This window comes from Halomonas sp. NPDC076908, from assembly GCF_050269715.1.
Taxonomy (GTDB): domain Bacteria; phylum Pseudomonadota; class Gammaproteobacteria; order Pseudomonadales; family Halomonadaceae; genus Vreelandella.
The window spans coordinates 35,616-50,214 of sequence record NZ_JBNNIW010000019.1; the positions used below are offsets into that span (position 1 = coordinate 35,616).

The window sequence follows — 14,599 nt, forward strand, 5'->3', positions numbered from 1 at the left end:
AAATCGAAACAACGTTAATAAACCTCACAAGTTGAGAGGAGATACCATGAGCATTGACTTTATAGTGCATGACGCCGACGACAGCGTCGGGGTCATTGTGGTCGAGGGGATCCAGGCTGGCCAAGAGGTAACAGGTTGGATCATGGAAGGTAACGAGACGATGACTTGCACCGTTCATGATGCCATACCGATCGGCCACAAGCTGGCGGTTCGTGATCTGGCAGAAAATGATGCGGTCATGAAGTACAGCGTTGATATTGGTCGCGCTATTAAGCCGGTCAATAAGGGTGAACACCTGCACGTCCACAATGTTAAAACCAAGAGGTGGTAAAAATGGAAATTACAGGTCGCAAGTTTCAAGGCTATCGTCGCGAGAACGGACGTGTGGGTGTTCGTAACCACGTTATCGTTATGCCGGTCGACGATATTTCCAACGCTGCCGCCGAGGCCGTCGCCAATAACATCAAAGGAACCCTGGCACTACCGCATGCTTATGGCCGTTTGCAGTTTGGTCCTGATCTGGATCTGCACTTCCGTACGCTGATCGGTATCGGCAGCAATCCGAACGTTGCTGCTGTGATCGTAATTGGTATCGAGCCGGGCTGGACGAACAAAGTTGTGGATGGCATCAAGGCTACGGGTAAGCCCGTTGAAGGCTTCTGGATTGAGCAGAACGGTGACCACAATACGATTTGCGCGGCGTCCAAGGCAGCCCGTGAGTTTGTGCAGCACGCCAGTGAATTGCAGCGTGAAGAGTGCGATATTAATGAGCTGTGGGTCTCTACTAAGTGCGGTGAGTCTGACACCACCTCGGGTCTGGCTTCCTGCCCGACGACAGGTAATGCTTTCGACAAGCTCTATGATGCAGGCTGTACCCTAGTGTTCGGTGAAACATCCGAGTTGACGGGTGGCGAGCACCTGGTTGCCAAGCGCTGCGCGACGCCAGAAGTGCGTGAGCAGTTCCAGGCCATGTTTGACGGTTACAGCAATATGATTGACCGTTACAAAACCAGCGATCTATCCGAATCCCAGCCGACCAAGGGCAACATTGAAGGTGGCCTGACGACCATCGAAGAGAAGGCACTGGGTAATATCCAGAAAATCGGTAAGCGCTGCATGGTAGACGGTGTGCTTGATAAAGCCGAAGCACCGACTGGGTCAGGGTTGTGGTTCATGGACTCTTCTTCGGCTGCGGCCGAGATGGTGACGTTATGCGCAGCAGCGGGCTATGTGGTGCATTTCTTCCCCACCGGCCAGGGTAACGTTATCGGTAACCCGATCCTGCCGGTTATCAAGCTATGTGCTAACCCGCGTACCCTGCGTACCATGAGCGAACACATTGATGTTGATGTGACACCTATCCTCAGACGTGAGATGGATATGGATCAGGCAGGTGATGCATTGCTGGAAATGATGATGCGTACCGCTAATGGCCGTCACACTGCTGCTGAAGCGCTTGGGCATCGTGAGTTCGTCATGACACGCCTCTACGAAAGCGCCTGATAATCTTTTTGGCGCCTTCGCCCTATGGGGTAGGGCGTCACTTTATTTTAGGAGACATGTTTAACGAAAAGCGCCTTTCAACCAGCTCTGTGGACTATAGCAAACTTCGGTGCTGTTTGCTCGCAAGTTAAAAACGACAATGATAACGACAATACTTGGAGAATGAACCCATGCGAATCTCTCAATCCATCGGTTTGGCAACCGGTCTGGGGTTATCCCTCGTCAGCGCTATAACCACCATGACTCAGGCGGACGATTTTCCATCCAAAGACATCCAGTACGTAATTCCCTTCGGCCCAGGGGGTGAATCTGATATCAGCGCCCGGCTGCAGCAGAAGTATTTTGAAGAAATTACCGGTGAGCAGCTGATCGTTCAATATATGCCGGGCGGAGGTGGCGCCGTCGGTTGGTCTCAACTTCCCAGCATGTCTGCAGATGGCTATACGATCATGGGCTCTAATCTGCCCCATATCATTCTCAAGCCAATGGGGCAGGATGTCGGTTTTAAAACGGAAGACCTTAGTAACTTCTTTTACTTCCATTATTCGCCGGATGCCATCCTGGTACGCAATGACAGTCCTCATCAGACCCTTGATGACTTGATTGCAGCTGCTGAGGCAGCACCGGGAGCCGTGACCTTCTCCGGTAGCGGTACCTACAGTGCCAACGATGTCGCAAATACGCGTTTCCAGCAATTGGCTGATGTCACCACGACCTATATTCCCTTTAGAGGAACCGGAGCAGCGGTAACAGCGCTACTAGGTGGCCAGGTGCAGGCAGAGTGGGGCTACACTACGGTAGCCGCCAACCATCAGGACAAAGTGCGCATGCTGGCAGTTGCCTCTGAGGAACGCCATCCGATGTTCCCCGATGTGCCTACCTTCCAGGAGCTTGGGTATGACATGGTAGGCGGTGCCTATCGTGGTATGGCAGTGCCTCACGGAACGCCCGACGACATCCAGCAGCAGCTTTCCAATATCTTCCAGCAAATCAACCAGCACCCTGAATTCCAGCAGGAAATGCAGGATCTGGGCTTTGTGCTGCTCGATACCCCGGTGGATAAAATGGACGCATTCATGGCGGATCAAATGGATGTTTACGAGGCTACCGCGCGTGATCTCGGCCTGATCGACTGATCTGACCCGGGTAAGGAGTCGTATGGATATTCTCAGCCATGCATTAGGCGCCTTGTCGCCGATGAATCTTGGTTTGGCGCTGCTCGGTGTTGCAGCGGGAATCGTCATTGGGGCGCTGCCGGGGCTTTCGGCGACGATGGCCGTTGCCGTGCTGGTTCCGGTGACCTTCGGCATGACGCCGGAGTCAGCGCTGATCATGCTGGGCGCGATTTACACGGGCGCCATTTATGGTGGTTCGTATTCGGCCATTCTGGTCAATACGCCGGGAACGCCGTCGGCAATAGCGACAACGTTCGATGGCTTCCCGATGGCTAAGCGTGGTGATGGTGACCTGGCGGTCACCCTCTCAACATTGGCCTCGGTGGTGGGTGGGCTTGTCGGCGTGCTGGCCTTGCTGACGTTGGCCCCACTCTTAGCACAAGTGGCGCTGAGTTTCGGTCCTGTGGAATATTTCTGGCTTGCCATTTTCGGACTGACGCTGATCTCAGCTCTCTCTGAAGGGTCGACTTTGAAAGGTTTCATGGGCGCTGGGTTTGGTTTATTGCTCTCCACCGTTGGCGTGGCCGTGATGGGGGGCGATATACGCTATACCCTTGGCTCCCAGGTGTTGCTGGGAGGTATCGAAACGGTGTCAGCGCTAATCGGGTTGTATTGTATCCCGGTGCTGATAGACATGGTCGATACCCCTGAATCCCATCTTAAGGTCAACGAGAAGCCGCGCGGTGTCCGTTTGCGCGAAGGCCTGAAACATGCATGGGTAGGTAAGCTTAATCTATTGCGTTCAGCGACCATTGGCACCGGGGTGGCGATTCTGCCGGGGGCTGGCGGATCGATTGCCAGTTTGGTGTCTTACTCGGAAGCCCGGCGCGCCGCCAAAGACTCCAGTTCCTTTGGTAAGGGAAATCCTCAGGGCGTACTGGCCACCGAAGCCGCCAATAACGCGACGGTAGGCGGTGGCTTCATTCCCACCCTGGTGTTGGGGATTCCTGGCACACCGCCGGATGCTGTCATCCTGGGGGCGCTGTTGGTGCAAGGGTTTCGTACCGGTCCTGAGCTCTTCACCACCAATGCGAGTATCACTTACACCTTTATCGCAGGGCTGTTTATCGCCACCTGCCTGCTGCTGCCGTTAGGACTGCTGGTCGGCCGCTATGCCTTCAAGTTCATTATCACCATTCCCAAAGCGTTACTGGTGCCTACAATCGCCTTTATGACGGTGATCGGGACCTATGCCATTCGCAATAGCGTGAGTGATGTCATCATCATGTTGACACTTGGGGTGGTGGGATGGTTGCTCAATCGCTACGGGTTTAAACCCTCACCGATTGTGCTGGGCTTGATTCTGGGGCCCATTGCCGAGCAGGGATTTGTGCAGGGCTTCCTGATGGGGCGTGCCAGCGGCTCCTATACAGTGACCTTCTTTGGTGGGCCGATTTCGCTGACGATCATTGCCTTATCGATCCTCAGTGTCTTCTATCCGGTGATCAAGGCGCGCCGAACTCAGCGGCGTCACCAGAACGGTCCGGATGACCCTCGTCAGGAGACATCATTATGAGCAAAGCACTTTCCAAGCTCCAGGCGTCGTGCTCGGCACGATCAGAATTTCTGATGCCGCTGCTGTTCATCAGCATTGGTGGTATGTGCCTATGGAAAAGCCAGGATATGAGTCAGATGGGGGCTATTTTTCCCGTCACCATCGCTATCGTGGTTGTCGTCGCGGGTGTGCTGCGGCTCGCCCAGCTGATGGTGCGTGGGGTATTAAGCAATACCGAGCGTGACAAAGGTTCCACCCCTAGGAGAGTTCTGATGGTGGTCGTGATGACCATCTGGGCGTTAGTGATGCCATGGGCGGGTTTTCTACTGACGGGGCTGGCAAGCTTTGTCAGCTTGATGATGGTGGCTCAATACCAGCCATGGACAACACGACGTTTAAGCGGACACCTGGTGACTGGGGCCTTACTGGTGGCTTTTTTCTACGGTCTTTTTGCCTTACTGCTGAATGTGCCGTTACCGCTGGGGCGGTGGTGGATGTAGCCGTTTTTTTTGCACAGAGACATATCACCCTTAATACTAGAGCTGCCCCAGCAATAACAGTTGTCCCAGCAAAACGATAGGAGTACTTATGGCTAAAATCGTGATTTCTGAATTCATGGACGAAGCCGTCGTTGAGAAGCTTCAAACGCAGTTTGACGTTATTTTCGACACCACCCTGGTTGATAACCGTTCCTCCCTGCTTGACGCCGTCGCTGACGCTGACGCCATCATTGTGCGTAACCGTACTCAGGTAAATACAGAGTTATTGGCGGCGGCTCCTCGCTTGAAGGCGGTAGGGCGCTTAGGCGTGGGCCTCGATAATATCGACCTCGAAGCCTGTGACTCGCAAGGGGTGATAGTGAAACCGGCGCATGGCGGAAACGGCAGTTCTGTTGCCGAGTACGTGCTGACCGGCATCTTGATGTTGCGCCGCAATGCCTATTTCTCCAGTCAGTCAATGCTGGCGGGCGAATGGCCTCGTCAGGCGTTAATTGGGCGTGAAGCCAGTGGCTCAACACTGGGCCTGGTCGGCTTTGGTGCCATTGCGCGCGAGACGGCGCGACGAGCACTTGCTCTGGACATGAAAGTGGTGGCTTTTGATCCTCACTTGGCGGCGGATGCGCCGGAATGGGCGGGGGTTGAACGCCATGAGAGCTTAGATAGCCTGCTGGCAGTCGCCGATTCAGTCAGTTTACATGTGCCATTGACGGATGAGACGCGTCACTTGATTGACGATGGCGCGTTGAATCGCATGAAGCCTAGCGCGATCCTGATTAATGCGGCACGCGGCGGTATCGTGGATGAAGTGGCCCTGGCAGTGGCGTTGCGCGAAGGCCGGTTGGCCGGTGCCCTGCTGGATGTCTTCGAGCAGGAACCCTTGCCAGTGGGGTCAGCCCTTGTCGGGGTGCCAAACCTTATCCTGACGCCGCATATTGCCGGTGTTACCGAAGAGTCCAATGCCCGTATCAGTCAGATGACCGTGGATAATGTGTGTGATGTGCTGGCACACGCGGGGGTAAGCGCATGACTGACAACGTCAAGTTAAGTGTCGCCGACGTACGTGATCTGGCCATGGCCGCCATGCGGGGGCGTGGTTTTGGTAAGGACGAGGCAGCGGCGACCGTTGAGGCCTTGCTGGCCGCGGAACGTGATGATTTACCGTCACACGGTTTATCGCGGCTGCCTTTCTATCTGGATCAGGCAGCCAGTGGCAAGGTGGATGCCTCAGCAGTGCCTCGCGTGGAGACTGAAGGAGCCGTGGTGCGCGTTGATGCCGCTTATGGCCTGGCCTTTCCCGCCGTAGAGCAGGGGCTAAAAGCGGGCTATCAATGCGCCGCGCAACTGGGCATAGCGGCCGTGTCGATCGCACATTCTCACCATTTTGGCGTGGCCGGTGCATCGGTGGAAGCAGCCGCTCGGCAGGGCTATTTGGCGCTGGCGTTCAGTAACGCCCCCTCTGCCATGGCCCCATGGGGCGGAAAGCGTCCACTGTTTGGAACCAACCCGATTGCTTTCGCATGTCCTCGCCGCGAAGACGACCCGCTTTTGATTGATCTGTCGCTGTCAAAAGTGGCGCGTGGCAAGGTAATGATGGCGAAGTTGCACGGTAAACCGATTCCGGAAGGCTGGGCACTGGATATAGAGGGGCAGGCCACCACAGATCCTGATGAGGCGCTGGCAGGCAGTATGGTTCCTGCCGGTGATGCCAAAGGGGCGGCGTTAGCGCTGATGGTTGAGCTACTGACAGCAGGACTGACCGGGAGCAATTTCGGGTTTCAGGCCAGTTCCTTTTTTGATGCAGAAGGTAAACCTCCCAGCATTGCGCAACTGATTCTGCTGATTGACCCACAGCGGTTTTCCTCGGGCTTTGTTGAGCATGCCGAAAGTCTGTTTGCGGCCATGTTGGAACAGCCTGACGTTCGTATACCGGGTGAGCGTCGCTTTCAACTGCGCCGTGAGGGCGATGGCCAGGTCACATTATCGACCTCTCTTGTCGACGCGCTTGAGAGTCATGCGGCAGCGAGGTGACGTTCAACTAGTTGTGCTCAATGGGCCAGTCGAATCCCGGATGACTAAGGGGGCGTCGAGTAACTGCCGGTGGGGGAGTGTCTCGCCCGCGATGCGAGCTACTAATGCGTCGGCGACTTGATACCCGATATCAGCAGCAGGAACCGCCACGGTAGTAAGTGCTGGCGTCATGAAGCGGGCTTGGGGAAGGTCATCGAAGCCCGTGACCGAAAGGTCATCGGGTATGCGGACGCCAGCCCGCTGGGCCGCCAACATGACGCCAAATGCCAGAATGTCGTTGCCGCAAAGTATGGCGGTGGGAGGCGTTTCAAGGCGCATCAGTGTTTCAAACGCCTGAAACCCTTCAGCAATGCCGTAAGCGACGGTGACGACACGTTCTGGCGGTATGGCGCATCCGGCCTGCTCGGCTGCCTGAAGAAAGCCTTGTAAGCGGCCGCGGGCGCGGTCATTGCTTTCTACCGGTGCGCTGACTACGGCTAACTGGCGATGCCCAAGCGATAGCAGATGTTCGGCCAGTGTTTGGGCAGGTGCCGTATTATCAAAGCCAATGGATGGCCAGTTGGGATCATCAATGCTGTGCCAGCAGGTTAAAAAAGGCAGCCGACGGCGTTTTAGCGTTGTCAGTGCACTGGGTCGATGGTCATGGCCGATCAGCACCAGGCCATCAACCCCTTGCTGGATCAGCGTGTTTAATGCTTCAAGTTCATCATCAAGATCATAGCGGTAGGTGGCAATCAGCAAACGGTAATCGTGATGCTTTAGACGCTGTTCCAGGCGGTTGATACCCGTGCTAAAGATGGGGTTATCCAATGTAGGAACTAGTGCCCCAATGGCGCCGATGCGACTCGAGGCGAGAGCCCGTGCTGAACCATGCGGCACATAGCCAAGTTTGTCGACGGCGGCCTCTACACGGACACGCAACTGGCTACTGACATGCGGTGCTCGGTTGAGAACCCTTGAGACAGAGGCGGTTGAAACGCCCGCTTCCCTGGCAACGTCGGCCAATAGAGCATGTTGTAATTCATTGTTCATAAATAATTTTTTCTATTTTTTATGAGGTTAAACCCCTTGCTCATCGACAAGTGCACAGCAAGGGAAAGTTTTTCTGGACAATTCATATATATGAGTCTAGTTTTAAACACAGCTTTGTAAGCGCTTACATTCTAGCCTACTTCCTATGCAACATAGAATGGGTGCTTGCCAAAGCTGATTAAGTAATCACTGATAGACCAAAAATAATTACAAGAATAATGAACGTTAGAGGAGTGATCCTATGCCGGATTCATCTAAACAACCTTCCAGCCATAAAGGGATCGGGGCTCTCATGTGGATAGCCTTTGGCCTTTTCGTGGTTTTTTTCCTCAATGTTTTGCTTCAACGCTTTAGCCCGGGGGTGTTAAACCTCTCCGCCGCTCAGGAAGCCTTGTTTTTACTGGTCGCAACAGGTGTCTTTATTTCTGCCTGCCTGAAACTTGAATCTCGCAATTCTCACGCTGCATGAAAACAGGCCTGATAAGCGCCTGATAATAACTACAAGGAGCAAGCTAATGCCTCTGTTAAATCGTTTTGAAATCTTCAAGTCCGGTGTCGCTGGTGAACCTAGTTTGCCAGAGCGTCGTCAATTCATGCTAACGGCTGGCCGCTATGGCTTTAGCGCTGCTGTGATTGGTGCTGTTGGCGGAACGCTGTTTTCAGAGCAGGCCATGGCGCAAACCGCACAGGAGGAGAGTGCCCTCCAAGCGGCTGCCGAAATGACCATCGTTCTGGCAACCGGGTATCGGGTAGGCGCGACGCGGGCTTATCCCATTATGCAGTTGAACTATAAGGAGAACCTGCAGAATTTCACGGGTGGCCGAATCTACGTCAGGCTGGCACCGGCGGGCGAGCTGGGTGTCGGTGACACTCTGATCAGCAAAGTGCAAGGTGGATCTGTCGCAATTGCGCAGCATTCCATGGCCAATTTGGCCGCCTTCGCGCCAGAAGTGGATTTGATCAATATTCCTTATTGGTGTGGCAACAATCAGAACCTTATCAATCTGGTAACTTCACCGGCCTGGGAGGATGTCGTACATAACAAGATTGAGGAGCGCGGTTTCAAGGTGCTTTCTTATATCTGTATTGATCCACGTACAGTGGCGGTTCGTAAGGGGTTGCTTGATGGTCCCGTCAAGACGCCGGAAGACATCCGGGGCATCAAGTTCCGCGTTCCGGGCTCACAAATCCTGCAAAAAGTGTATCGCCTATTGGGCGCAAACCCAACGCCGGTTGCGTGGGGGGAAACATCCTCTGCCATGCAACAAGGCGTAGCCGATGCGCTTGACCCCAGTGTTCAGGCCTTGCTGGTGTTTGGTTTCACTGATGTTCTCCAGAGTATTTCCACCATTCAATCCGTTGCGGATGCGCAGGTATATACCTGCAATAAGGAATGGTTTGACTCGCTTTCTGCCCCAATTCAAGAAGGTGTGATACAGGCGTCTGCCACAACGTTCCGGGAGAACCTGGCCAAGGTGCCTGCCGCACGGGCTTACGCCTACAATCAAATGCGTCAGGCAGGTGTCGAAATTTATAATCCGACAGAAGATGAAATTGCACAGTGGCGTGACCGCTGTGGTCATCAGCTGTCAGATTGGGACGATACCAAACTGGAGTTAGCGGGTTCCATGGATATTTTCGAACGGCTATTGGCAGCGACGGAGGAGAACCATGGCTACTACGTCGACAGCAACAGCTAAAATGTCGAAGTGGCGGGCGTTCCGGCTGCGCTGTGACAGCATTGATCGTAAGGCTGAGCGTTGGCTACTGCTAACTTTCTACGCCTTGATCATTCTGACCATTGCCATCGAAGTGTTCCGTCGCTTTGTCATTAACTACTCCTCGCCTTGGGGCGAGGAGGTTGCCCGCTACGCGTTTATTTACCTGGCATGGCTGGCGGCAGCGGCAGCGGTCAGAGACCGGGCGCATATCCGTATTGATGTGCTGGTGAATCTGGGTGGCCCAAAAATGAAGCGCCTCGGTTGGTGGCTAGCGGATATTGCCACCCTGATTTTGGCAGTATGGGCCCTTTGGTTATCAATTGCCCCAATTCTTACGTCGCTGAACTTTGGCTCAATGACTCCCGGTTTGCGTGTATCACAGGCCTTTTTCCTGGCGGCCGTGCCCCTCGGCTTTGCCCTGGTGGTATTGCGAGTGGTGCAGTCAATGCTGGCAGATGTTCGCCGTATGAAACGTGGTGAACCCGTGTTTGATGGTCAGAAGCTGTTTGACTGAGGTAAATCGCTATGGAATTTATGACATATCAACCTGCCGCGGCAGATCTGGGGTGGAGCTTTTTTCTTCCCATTCTGGGGCTGGTCACTTTGATTACGTTAGGTGTGCCGATCTGGGTAGCGATTGGGCTAGGGACGCTGGCGGCGATGACCTTCACCGAAGCATTGCCCTTATCGGTGTTCGGGGCGTCGTTGTTTGAAGGCATCAATGCCTTTGCCTTGATTGCCGTCCCACTGTTTATCTTAACCGGCGATGCGCTGGTGCGCTCAGGCCTATCGGAAAAATTGCTTAACCTGGCCCAGGCCACGGTGGGTGGGTTTCGAAGCGGTATGGGTAGCTCTACAACGCTGGGCTGCGGCTTCTTCGCCTGTATCTCCGGCTCTGATGCAGCAGGCGCTGCTGCTGTTGGGCGTATGACCATCCCTCGGCTGGTTGAAAGAGGGTATCCGCTTCCCGCTGCCTGTGCGCTGGTAGCAGCGGGTGCCTGTACCGGGATTCTGATACCGCCTTCGATTGCCTATATTGTCCTGGGGCTTGTGTTGGGCATGCCGGTTTCCACGTTATTTTTGGCTGCCATTATCCCCGGTATTTTGGTGATGTTGGCGATCATGATAACCAATGTGATATTGAACCGGATGTACGGCTTTGAAAAGGGACACGAGCGTTTCTCGTTTCAAAACTGGCTAAACGCTGTCTGGGATGCCAAGTGGGCACTGTCTGTCCCTATCGTGATTCTGGGCGGGATTTATTCGGGTATCTTCACCCCGACAGAGGCGGCATCGATTGCAGTAGTTGTCGTCGTGCTGGTGGGCTTTAAGCAAGGCACGCTGAGCCTAAGTGATATTCCCCGAATGCTGGAATCATCGGCGCGCGTGTGTGGGGTGATTGTGCCCATTATCGCGATTGCGCATCCATTGGCTCAGATGCTTGCCAGCCTCTCTATTCCTCAGACCATGGTCGGCAGTATTACCGGTTTTACCGACTCTCCGGTAGTGATTATTCTGATGATGATTGGTGTTCTGGTCCTGGCAGGCTGTGTGATGGAGGCGACGCCTAATATCGTGATTCTGGCACCGCTTTTACTGCCACTGGCACAGATGGTCGGCATGGATCAGTTCCATTTTGCGATCCTGATGGTGACGACACTGGGACTCGGATTCATAACCCCGCCATTAGGTCTGAATCTCTTCGTGGTGGCCGGATTAACACGCTGCTCCGTTCTCGCTATCGCACGCTATGCCATCCCCTTTGTACTCGCCATGCTGTCGGTGGCATTACTGGTCGCGTTTGTGCCTTGGCTGTCGCTCTGGTGGCGGTAACCGCATAACCATTCTGGGATAAATTGATTTGCAACATACCTACAACTGGTGGCGATAAAAAAATGTAAGCGCTTACATATTGTAGGGGTAATGCCTGATGTGTCCTTGGACGTCTCTGACTTCTTGTGCACAGGGACTGAAACTTCAATGAAAAAACGTCAGTAAAACAAAACAGAGGAATGTAGAAATGGCGATTACTTACTATAAGAAAGCCGACAAAAATGCATCAACTGGTCACGATCAGACGCAGGAACTTGTGGCCAGAATGCTTTCTGAAATTGAAGCGGAAGGAGAAAGCAAAGCTAAAGAGTATTGTCTGAGCCTGGATAACTGGCAAGGCGATATCGTGGTCAGCCGAGAGCAGATTGAAGCCGCAAAAACAAAAGTACCCGAGCAGCTCAAAAAAGATATCGAGTTTGCTTACGAACGCGTCAGCCGCTTTGCGGTGGCCCAGCGTGACAGTATCCAGGAGTTTGAGACGGAGCTGTCACCGGGACTTTTTGCAGGTCAGAAGCTGATCCCGATGGAAACGGCTGGCTGTTACGTACCGGGTGGGCGTTATGCGCACATTGCGTCAGCCATCATGAGCGTGGCAACGGCGAAAGTCGCCGGTGTCAAAAACGTGGTGGCGTGTTCAGTGCCGCGTGATGAGCAGGGGATTCACCCAGCCATTCTTTATGCCATGGACCTAGCCGGGGCGGATACCATCCTGCAGATGGGGGGCGTACAAGGTATTGCTTCCATGGCTTTCGGTCTTTTCACCGGCAAGCCTGCCGATATTCTTGTCGGCCCCGGTAACCGCTTTGTCGCCGAGGCCAAGCGCCAGCTATTTGGCCGCTGCGGTATTGATATGTTTGCCGGCCCCACCGAGATTGGCATCATCGCGGATCATAATGCTGATCCTGATATTGTCGCCGCTGACTTAGTGGGGCAGGCGGAGCATGGCCCTGACTCACCCGTTTGGCTATTCACCACCTCCAAAGAACTGGCTGATGAGGTAACGGCGCGTATGCCTGGCCTGATCGAATCGCTACCTGAAACTCAGCGTAATGCCGCTGAAGTAGCTTGGCGTGATTATGGTGAAATCATCCTCTGCGATACCCGTGAGGAAATTGTCGAGGTCAGTGATCGCTATGCCTCCGAGCACCTGGAGCTCCAGGTTGAAGACCTTGATTGGTGGGTAGAGCGACTGAACAGTTACGGTTCGCTATTTGTGGGTGAGGAAACCACCGTTGCCTTTGGTGACAAGTGTTCAGGCACCAACCATATCCTGCCTACCAAGGGTGCTGCCCGTTATACAGGCGGCCTGTCAGCGCAAAAATTCCTCAAAATTGTGAGCTACCAACGTCAGAGTCGTGAAGCAACGCGCAGTGTCGCTGCGGCTACCGCGCGGCTATCTCGCTGCGAAGGCATGGAAGGGCATGCGCGCACAGGTGATGTTCGTCTGGCCAAATACTACCCGGACGAGACCTTCGATCTGGTTATCAATGAGGAGGTCTGAGATGCAAGCGAACTTCAGTCTCGATGGCCAAGTGGCACTGGTAACCGGCGGAAGCAGCGGCCTGGGGCGCGCCATGGCCGAGGCACTGGCGGCATCAGGCGCCAAGGTGGTGGTTGCCGCTCGAAGGCGCGAGGCGCTGGAAGAGAGTGTCGCGACAATTGAAGCACAGGGTGGCCAGGCGGCCGCCCTTGTGGCTGACCTTGCCGCGCCGGAAGCACTGGATGATATTGCCAAGCGTGCCGCCGAACCCTTCGGAACCGTTACGGTTCTGGTCAATGCGGCAGGCGTCAATCTACGTCAGCCAATTGACGAGGTTGACTTGGCTTCCTGGCAACTGACGCTGCAACTGCATCTAGGTACGCCTTTCTTTTTATCCCGTGCGCTGGTGCCTGGTATGCGACAAAAAGGCTATGGGCGGATCATCAATCTGGCCTCGCTGCAATCGCAGCGCGCCTTTCCCAACAGTGCGCCTTACGGGGCAGGCAAAGGCGGTATTGTTCAACTGACGCGAGCTATGGCCGAGGCGTGGTCGCAGCATGGCGTTAATGCCAATGCCATCGCGCCGGGGTTTTTCCCCACGGAGCTTACGGCGCCGCTGTTTAATGATTCGGCGGCAGCTGGAAACCTGGCGGAGCGAACGGCCATTGGCCGCAATGGCAGCATGGCTGACATCGCCGGTCCTGCGGTGTTTCTGGCGTCCCCGGCATCAGGGTATATCACGGGGCAGACACTCTACGTTGACGGCGGATTTACCGCAAAATAACGTGATTCTGTAAGGAGTTGCACTATGCAAGCGCTTTATTATGTTGGCCCGGAACAAGTAGAAATGCGCGAGACCGAGGAATTGCCGCTAGCCGAAGGCGAGTCCCGGGTGCGCATTCTGGCGACGGGAATCTGTGGTTCCGACCTGCATGCCTTTCATGGCCATGATGCCCGTCGTCAACCACCAATGATCCTGGGACATGAAGCGGCGGGTGAGGTGCTGGAAGGCCCTTTGACCGGTAAAAGAGTGACTATGAATCCGCTCATCGTGTGTGGGCACTGTGAGTACTGTATTTCCGGGCGTCAGAACCTCTGTGCCAATCGCACCATGATTGGCATGACCCGTCCGGGAAGCTTTGCTGAAACGCTGACGATTCCAAGCCATTGCCTGATTGAGCTACCAGACTCATTGTCTGCAGAAGCGGCAGCACTGACAGAGCCGGCTGCCACTGCCCTGCATGGTGTCAACCGTCTGGCACACTATCTTTCAAGGCCGCTTTCCGAAGCGCGGGTGCTGGTAATTGGTGCGGGTGCCATTGGTTTATTAACGGGGTTAATCCTGCGCCATAAAGGGGTACGTCATCTGCAGCTTGCCGAAACGAATCCCTTGCGGCGAAGCACGGCAGAAGCGGCTGGGCTAAGCACGTTTGATCCGCGTGAAGAAACACCGCCAACTGATAGTTTTGAAGCCGTTTTTGATTGTGTCGGCTCAGCCCCTACCCGGGATATGGCCGTGCGTTTCATACGCCCGGGCGGAGCCATCATGCACTTAGGGTTGCAAGATAATAAGGGTGGGTTGGATACCCGAGCCATCACGCTCAAGGAAGTCGCCTTCTTGGGAGCTTACACCTATACCTCCGCCGATTTGCGCGCCACGGTTGATCTGCTGGATTCCCAAGCACTTGGCCCGCTTTCATGGGTTGAAGTCCGCCAGCTTAAACATGGTGCTGCCGCTTTTGCTGATCTCGTTGCAAGCCGTACGCCTGCGGCAAAGATAATCCTGAAACCTTAAAGCCTCCGGCGTTGTTAGAAAGCACGGATGGGGAAGC

15 protein-coding genes are annotated in these 14,599 nt (G+C 54.6%); 14 read left to right on the plus strand and 1 reads right to left on the minus strand.

Translation table 11 applies throughout. The features are described 5' to 3' along the window. Positions 1-46 precede the first annotated feature (46 nt). The 7 genes from ACQKE4_RS12335 to ACQKE4_RS12365 all read left to right on the plus strand — a co-directional run bounded on the left by ACQKE4_RS12335 (position 47) and on the right by ACQKE4_RS12365 (position 6,701). Entirely contained in the window at positions 47-331 is a 285-nt protein-coding gene (locus ACQKE4_RS12335; protein WP_427388661.1) for a UxaA family hydrolase, read from the plus strand. Positions 332-333: 2 nt separating this feature from the next. Beyond that, positions 334-1,503, plus strand: coding sequence for a UxaA family hydrolase (locus tag ACQKE4_RS12340; protein ID WP_427388662.1), 1,170 nt, complete (start codon positions 334-336; stop codon positions 1,501-1,503). 170 nt (positions 1,504-1,673) lie between these two features. Further along, positions 1,674-2,639: a tripartite tricarboxylate transporter substrate binding protein gene (locus tag ACQKE4_RS12345; RefSeq protein WP_427388664.1), complete on the plus strand. Its 966-nt coding sequence runs from the start codon at positions 1,674-1,676 to the stop codon at positions 2,637-2,639. Positions 2,640-2,661: 22 nt separating this feature from the next. Next, a complete protein-coding gene (locus tag ACQKE4_RS12350; RefSeq protein ID WP_427388665.1) occupies positions 2,662-4,194 on the plus strand; it encodes a tripartite tricarboxylate transporter permease in 1,533 nt (510 codons plus the stop codon). After that, entirely contained in the window at positions 4,191-4,673 is a 483-nt protein-coding gene (locus ACQKE4_RS12355) for a tripartite tricarboxylate transporter TctB family protein (protein WP_427388666.1), read from the plus strand. Before ACQKE4_RS12350 ends, ACQKE4_RS12355 begins: the two co-directional genes overlap by 4 nt. 88 nt (positions 4,674-4,761) lie before the next feature. Next, the gene (locus ACQKE4_RS12360; protein ID WP_427388667.1) at positions 4,762-5,700 is read left to right on the plus strand and encodes a hydroxyacid dehydrogenase; all 939 of its coding nucleotides are present in this window, start codon (positions 4,762-4,764) and stop codon (positions 5,698-5,700) included. Continuing rightward, the gene (locus ACQKE4_RS12365) at positions 5,697-6,701 is read left to right on the plus strand and encodes an Ldh family oxidoreductase (RefSeq protein WP_427388669.1); all 1,005 of its coding nucleotides are present in this window, start codon (positions 5,697-5,699) and stop codon (positions 6,699-6,701) included. The genes ACQKE4_RS12360 and ACQKE4_RS12365 overlap by 4 nt, the downstream gene beginning before the upstream one ends. 3 nt (positions 6,702-6,704) lie before the next feature. Here the strand turns inward: ACQKE4_RS12365 and ACQKE4_RS12370 are convergent, their stop codons facing one another. Then, positions 6,705-7,733, minus strand: coding sequence for a LacI family DNA-binding transcriptional regulator (locus tag ACQKE4_RS12370; RefSeq protein WP_427388671.1), 1,029 nt, complete (start codon positions 7,731-7,733; stop codon positions 6,705-6,707). Positions 7,734-7,974: 241 nt separating this feature from the next. Here ACQKE4_RS12370 and ACQKE4_RS12375 point away from each other — a divergent pair, with 241 nt between their 5' ends. The 7 genes from ACQKE4_RS12375 to ACQKE4_RS12405 all read left to right on the plus strand — a co-directional run bounded on the left by ACQKE4_RS12375 (position 7,975) and on the right by ACQKE4_RS12405 (position 14,562). Continuing rightward, positions 7,975-8,202 carry a hypothetical protein gene (locus ACQKE4_RS12375; RefSeq protein ID WP_427388672.1) on the plus strand — a complete coding sequence of 76 codons (228 nt, stop codon included), beginning with the start codon at positions 7,975-7,977 and terminating at the stop codon, positions 8,200-8,202. 46 nt (positions 8,203-8,248) lie between these two features. Beyond that, positions 8,249-9,433 (plus strand): TRAP transporter substrate-binding protein, encoded by a 1,185-nt coding sequence (locus ACQKE4_RS12380; RefSeq protein WP_427388673.1) that lies wholly within the window; start codon positions 8,249-8,251, stop codon positions 9,431-9,433. Next, entirely contained in the window at positions 9,405-9,968 is a 564-nt protein-coding gene (locus tag ACQKE4_RS12385) for a TRAP transporter small permease (RefSeq protein ID WP_427388674.1), read from the plus strand. The genes ACQKE4_RS12380 and ACQKE4_RS12385 overlap by 29 nt, the downstream gene beginning before the upstream one ends. An 11-nt stretch (positions 9,969-9,979) precedes the next feature. Continuing rightward, the gene (locus tag ACQKE4_RS12390) at positions 9,980-11,287 is read left to right on the plus strand and encodes a TRAP transporter large permease (RefSeq protein ID WP_427388675.1); all 1,308 of its coding nucleotides are present in this window, start codon (positions 9,980-9,982) and stop codon (positions 11,285-11,287) included. Positions 11,288-11,474: 187 nt separating this feature from the next. After that, positions 11,475-12,788, plus strand: a complete 1,314-nt coding sequence (gene hisD, locus ACQKE4_RS12395) for a histidinol dehydrogenase (RefSeq protein ID WP_427388676.1) — start codon at positions 11,475-11,477, stop codon at positions 12,786-12,788. A gap of 1 nt (position 12,789) precedes the next feature. Continuing rightward, positions 12,790-13,551, plus strand: coding sequence for an SDR family NAD(P)-dependent oxidoreductase (locus tag ACQKE4_RS12400; protein WP_427388678.1), 762 nt, complete (start codon positions 12,790-12,792; stop codon positions 13,549-13,551). 24 nt (positions 13,552-13,575) lie between these two features. Continuing rightward, positions 13,576-14,562, plus strand: coding sequence for an alcohol dehydrogenase catalytic domain-containing protein (locus tag ACQKE4_RS12405; protein ID WP_427388679.1), 987 nt, complete (start codon positions 13,576-13,578; stop codon positions 14,560-14,562). Positions 14,563-14,599: the final 37 nt, after the last annotated feature.

Coding starts and splice junctions, on each gene's coding strand:
- ACQKE4_RS12335 (WP_427388661.1), top strand. CDS start 47: ATGAGCATTGACTTTATAGTGCATGACGCCGACGACAGCGTCGGGGTC.
- ACQKE4_RS12340 (WP_427388662.1), top strand. CDS start 334: ATGGAAATTACAGGTCGCAAGTTTCAAGGCTATCGTCGCGAGAACGGA.
- ACQKE4_RS12345 (WP_427388664.1), top strand. CDS start 1,674: ATGCGAATCTCTCAATCCATCGGTTTGGCAACCGGTCTGGGGTTATCC.
- ACQKE4_RS12350 (WP_427388665.1), top strand. CDS start 2,662: ATGGATATTCTCAGCCATGCATTAGGCGCCTTGTCGCCGATGAATCTT.
- ACQKE4_RS12355 (WP_427388666.1), top strand. CDS start 4,191: ATGAGCAAAGCACTTTCCAAGCTCCAGGCGTCGTGCTCGGCACGATCA.
- ACQKE4_RS12360 (WP_427388667.1), top strand. CDS start 4,762: ATGGCTAAAATCGTGATTTCTGAATTCATGGACGAAGCCGTCGTTGAG.
- ACQKE4_RS12365 (WP_427388669.1), top strand. CDS start 5,697: ATGACTGACAACGTCAAGTTAAGTGTCGCCGACGTACGTGATCTGGCC.
- ACQKE4_RS12370 (WP_427388671.1), bottom strand. CDS start 7,733: ATGAACAATGAATTACAACATGCTCTATTGGCCGACGTTGCCAGGGAA.
- ACQKE4_RS12375 (WP_427388672.1), top strand. CDS start 7,975: ATGCCGGATTCATCTAAACAACCTTCCAGCCATAAAGGGATCGGGGCT.
- ACQKE4_RS12380 (WP_427388673.1), top strand. CDS start 8,249: ATGCCTCTGTTAAATCGTTTTGAAATCTTCAAGTCCGGTGTCGCTGGT.
- ACQKE4_RS12385 (WP_427388674.1), top strand. CDS start 9,405: ATGGCTACTACGTCGACAGCAACAGCTAAAATGTCGAAGTGGCGGGCG.
- ACQKE4_RS12390 (WP_427388675.1), top strand. CDS start 9,980: ATGGAATTTATGACATATCAACCTGCCGCGGCAGATCTGGGGTGGAGC.
- hisD (WP_427388676.1), top strand. CDS start 11,475: ATGGCGATTACTTACTATAAGAAAGCCGACAAAAATGCATCAACTGGT.
- ACQKE4_RS12400 (WP_427388678.1), top strand. CDS start 12,790: ATGCAAGCGAACTTCAGTCTCGATGGCCAAGTGGCACTGGTAACCGGC.
- ACQKE4_RS12405 (WP_427388679.1), top strand. CDS start 13,576: ATGCAAGCGCTTTATTATGTTGGCCCGGAACAAGTAGAAATGCGCGAG.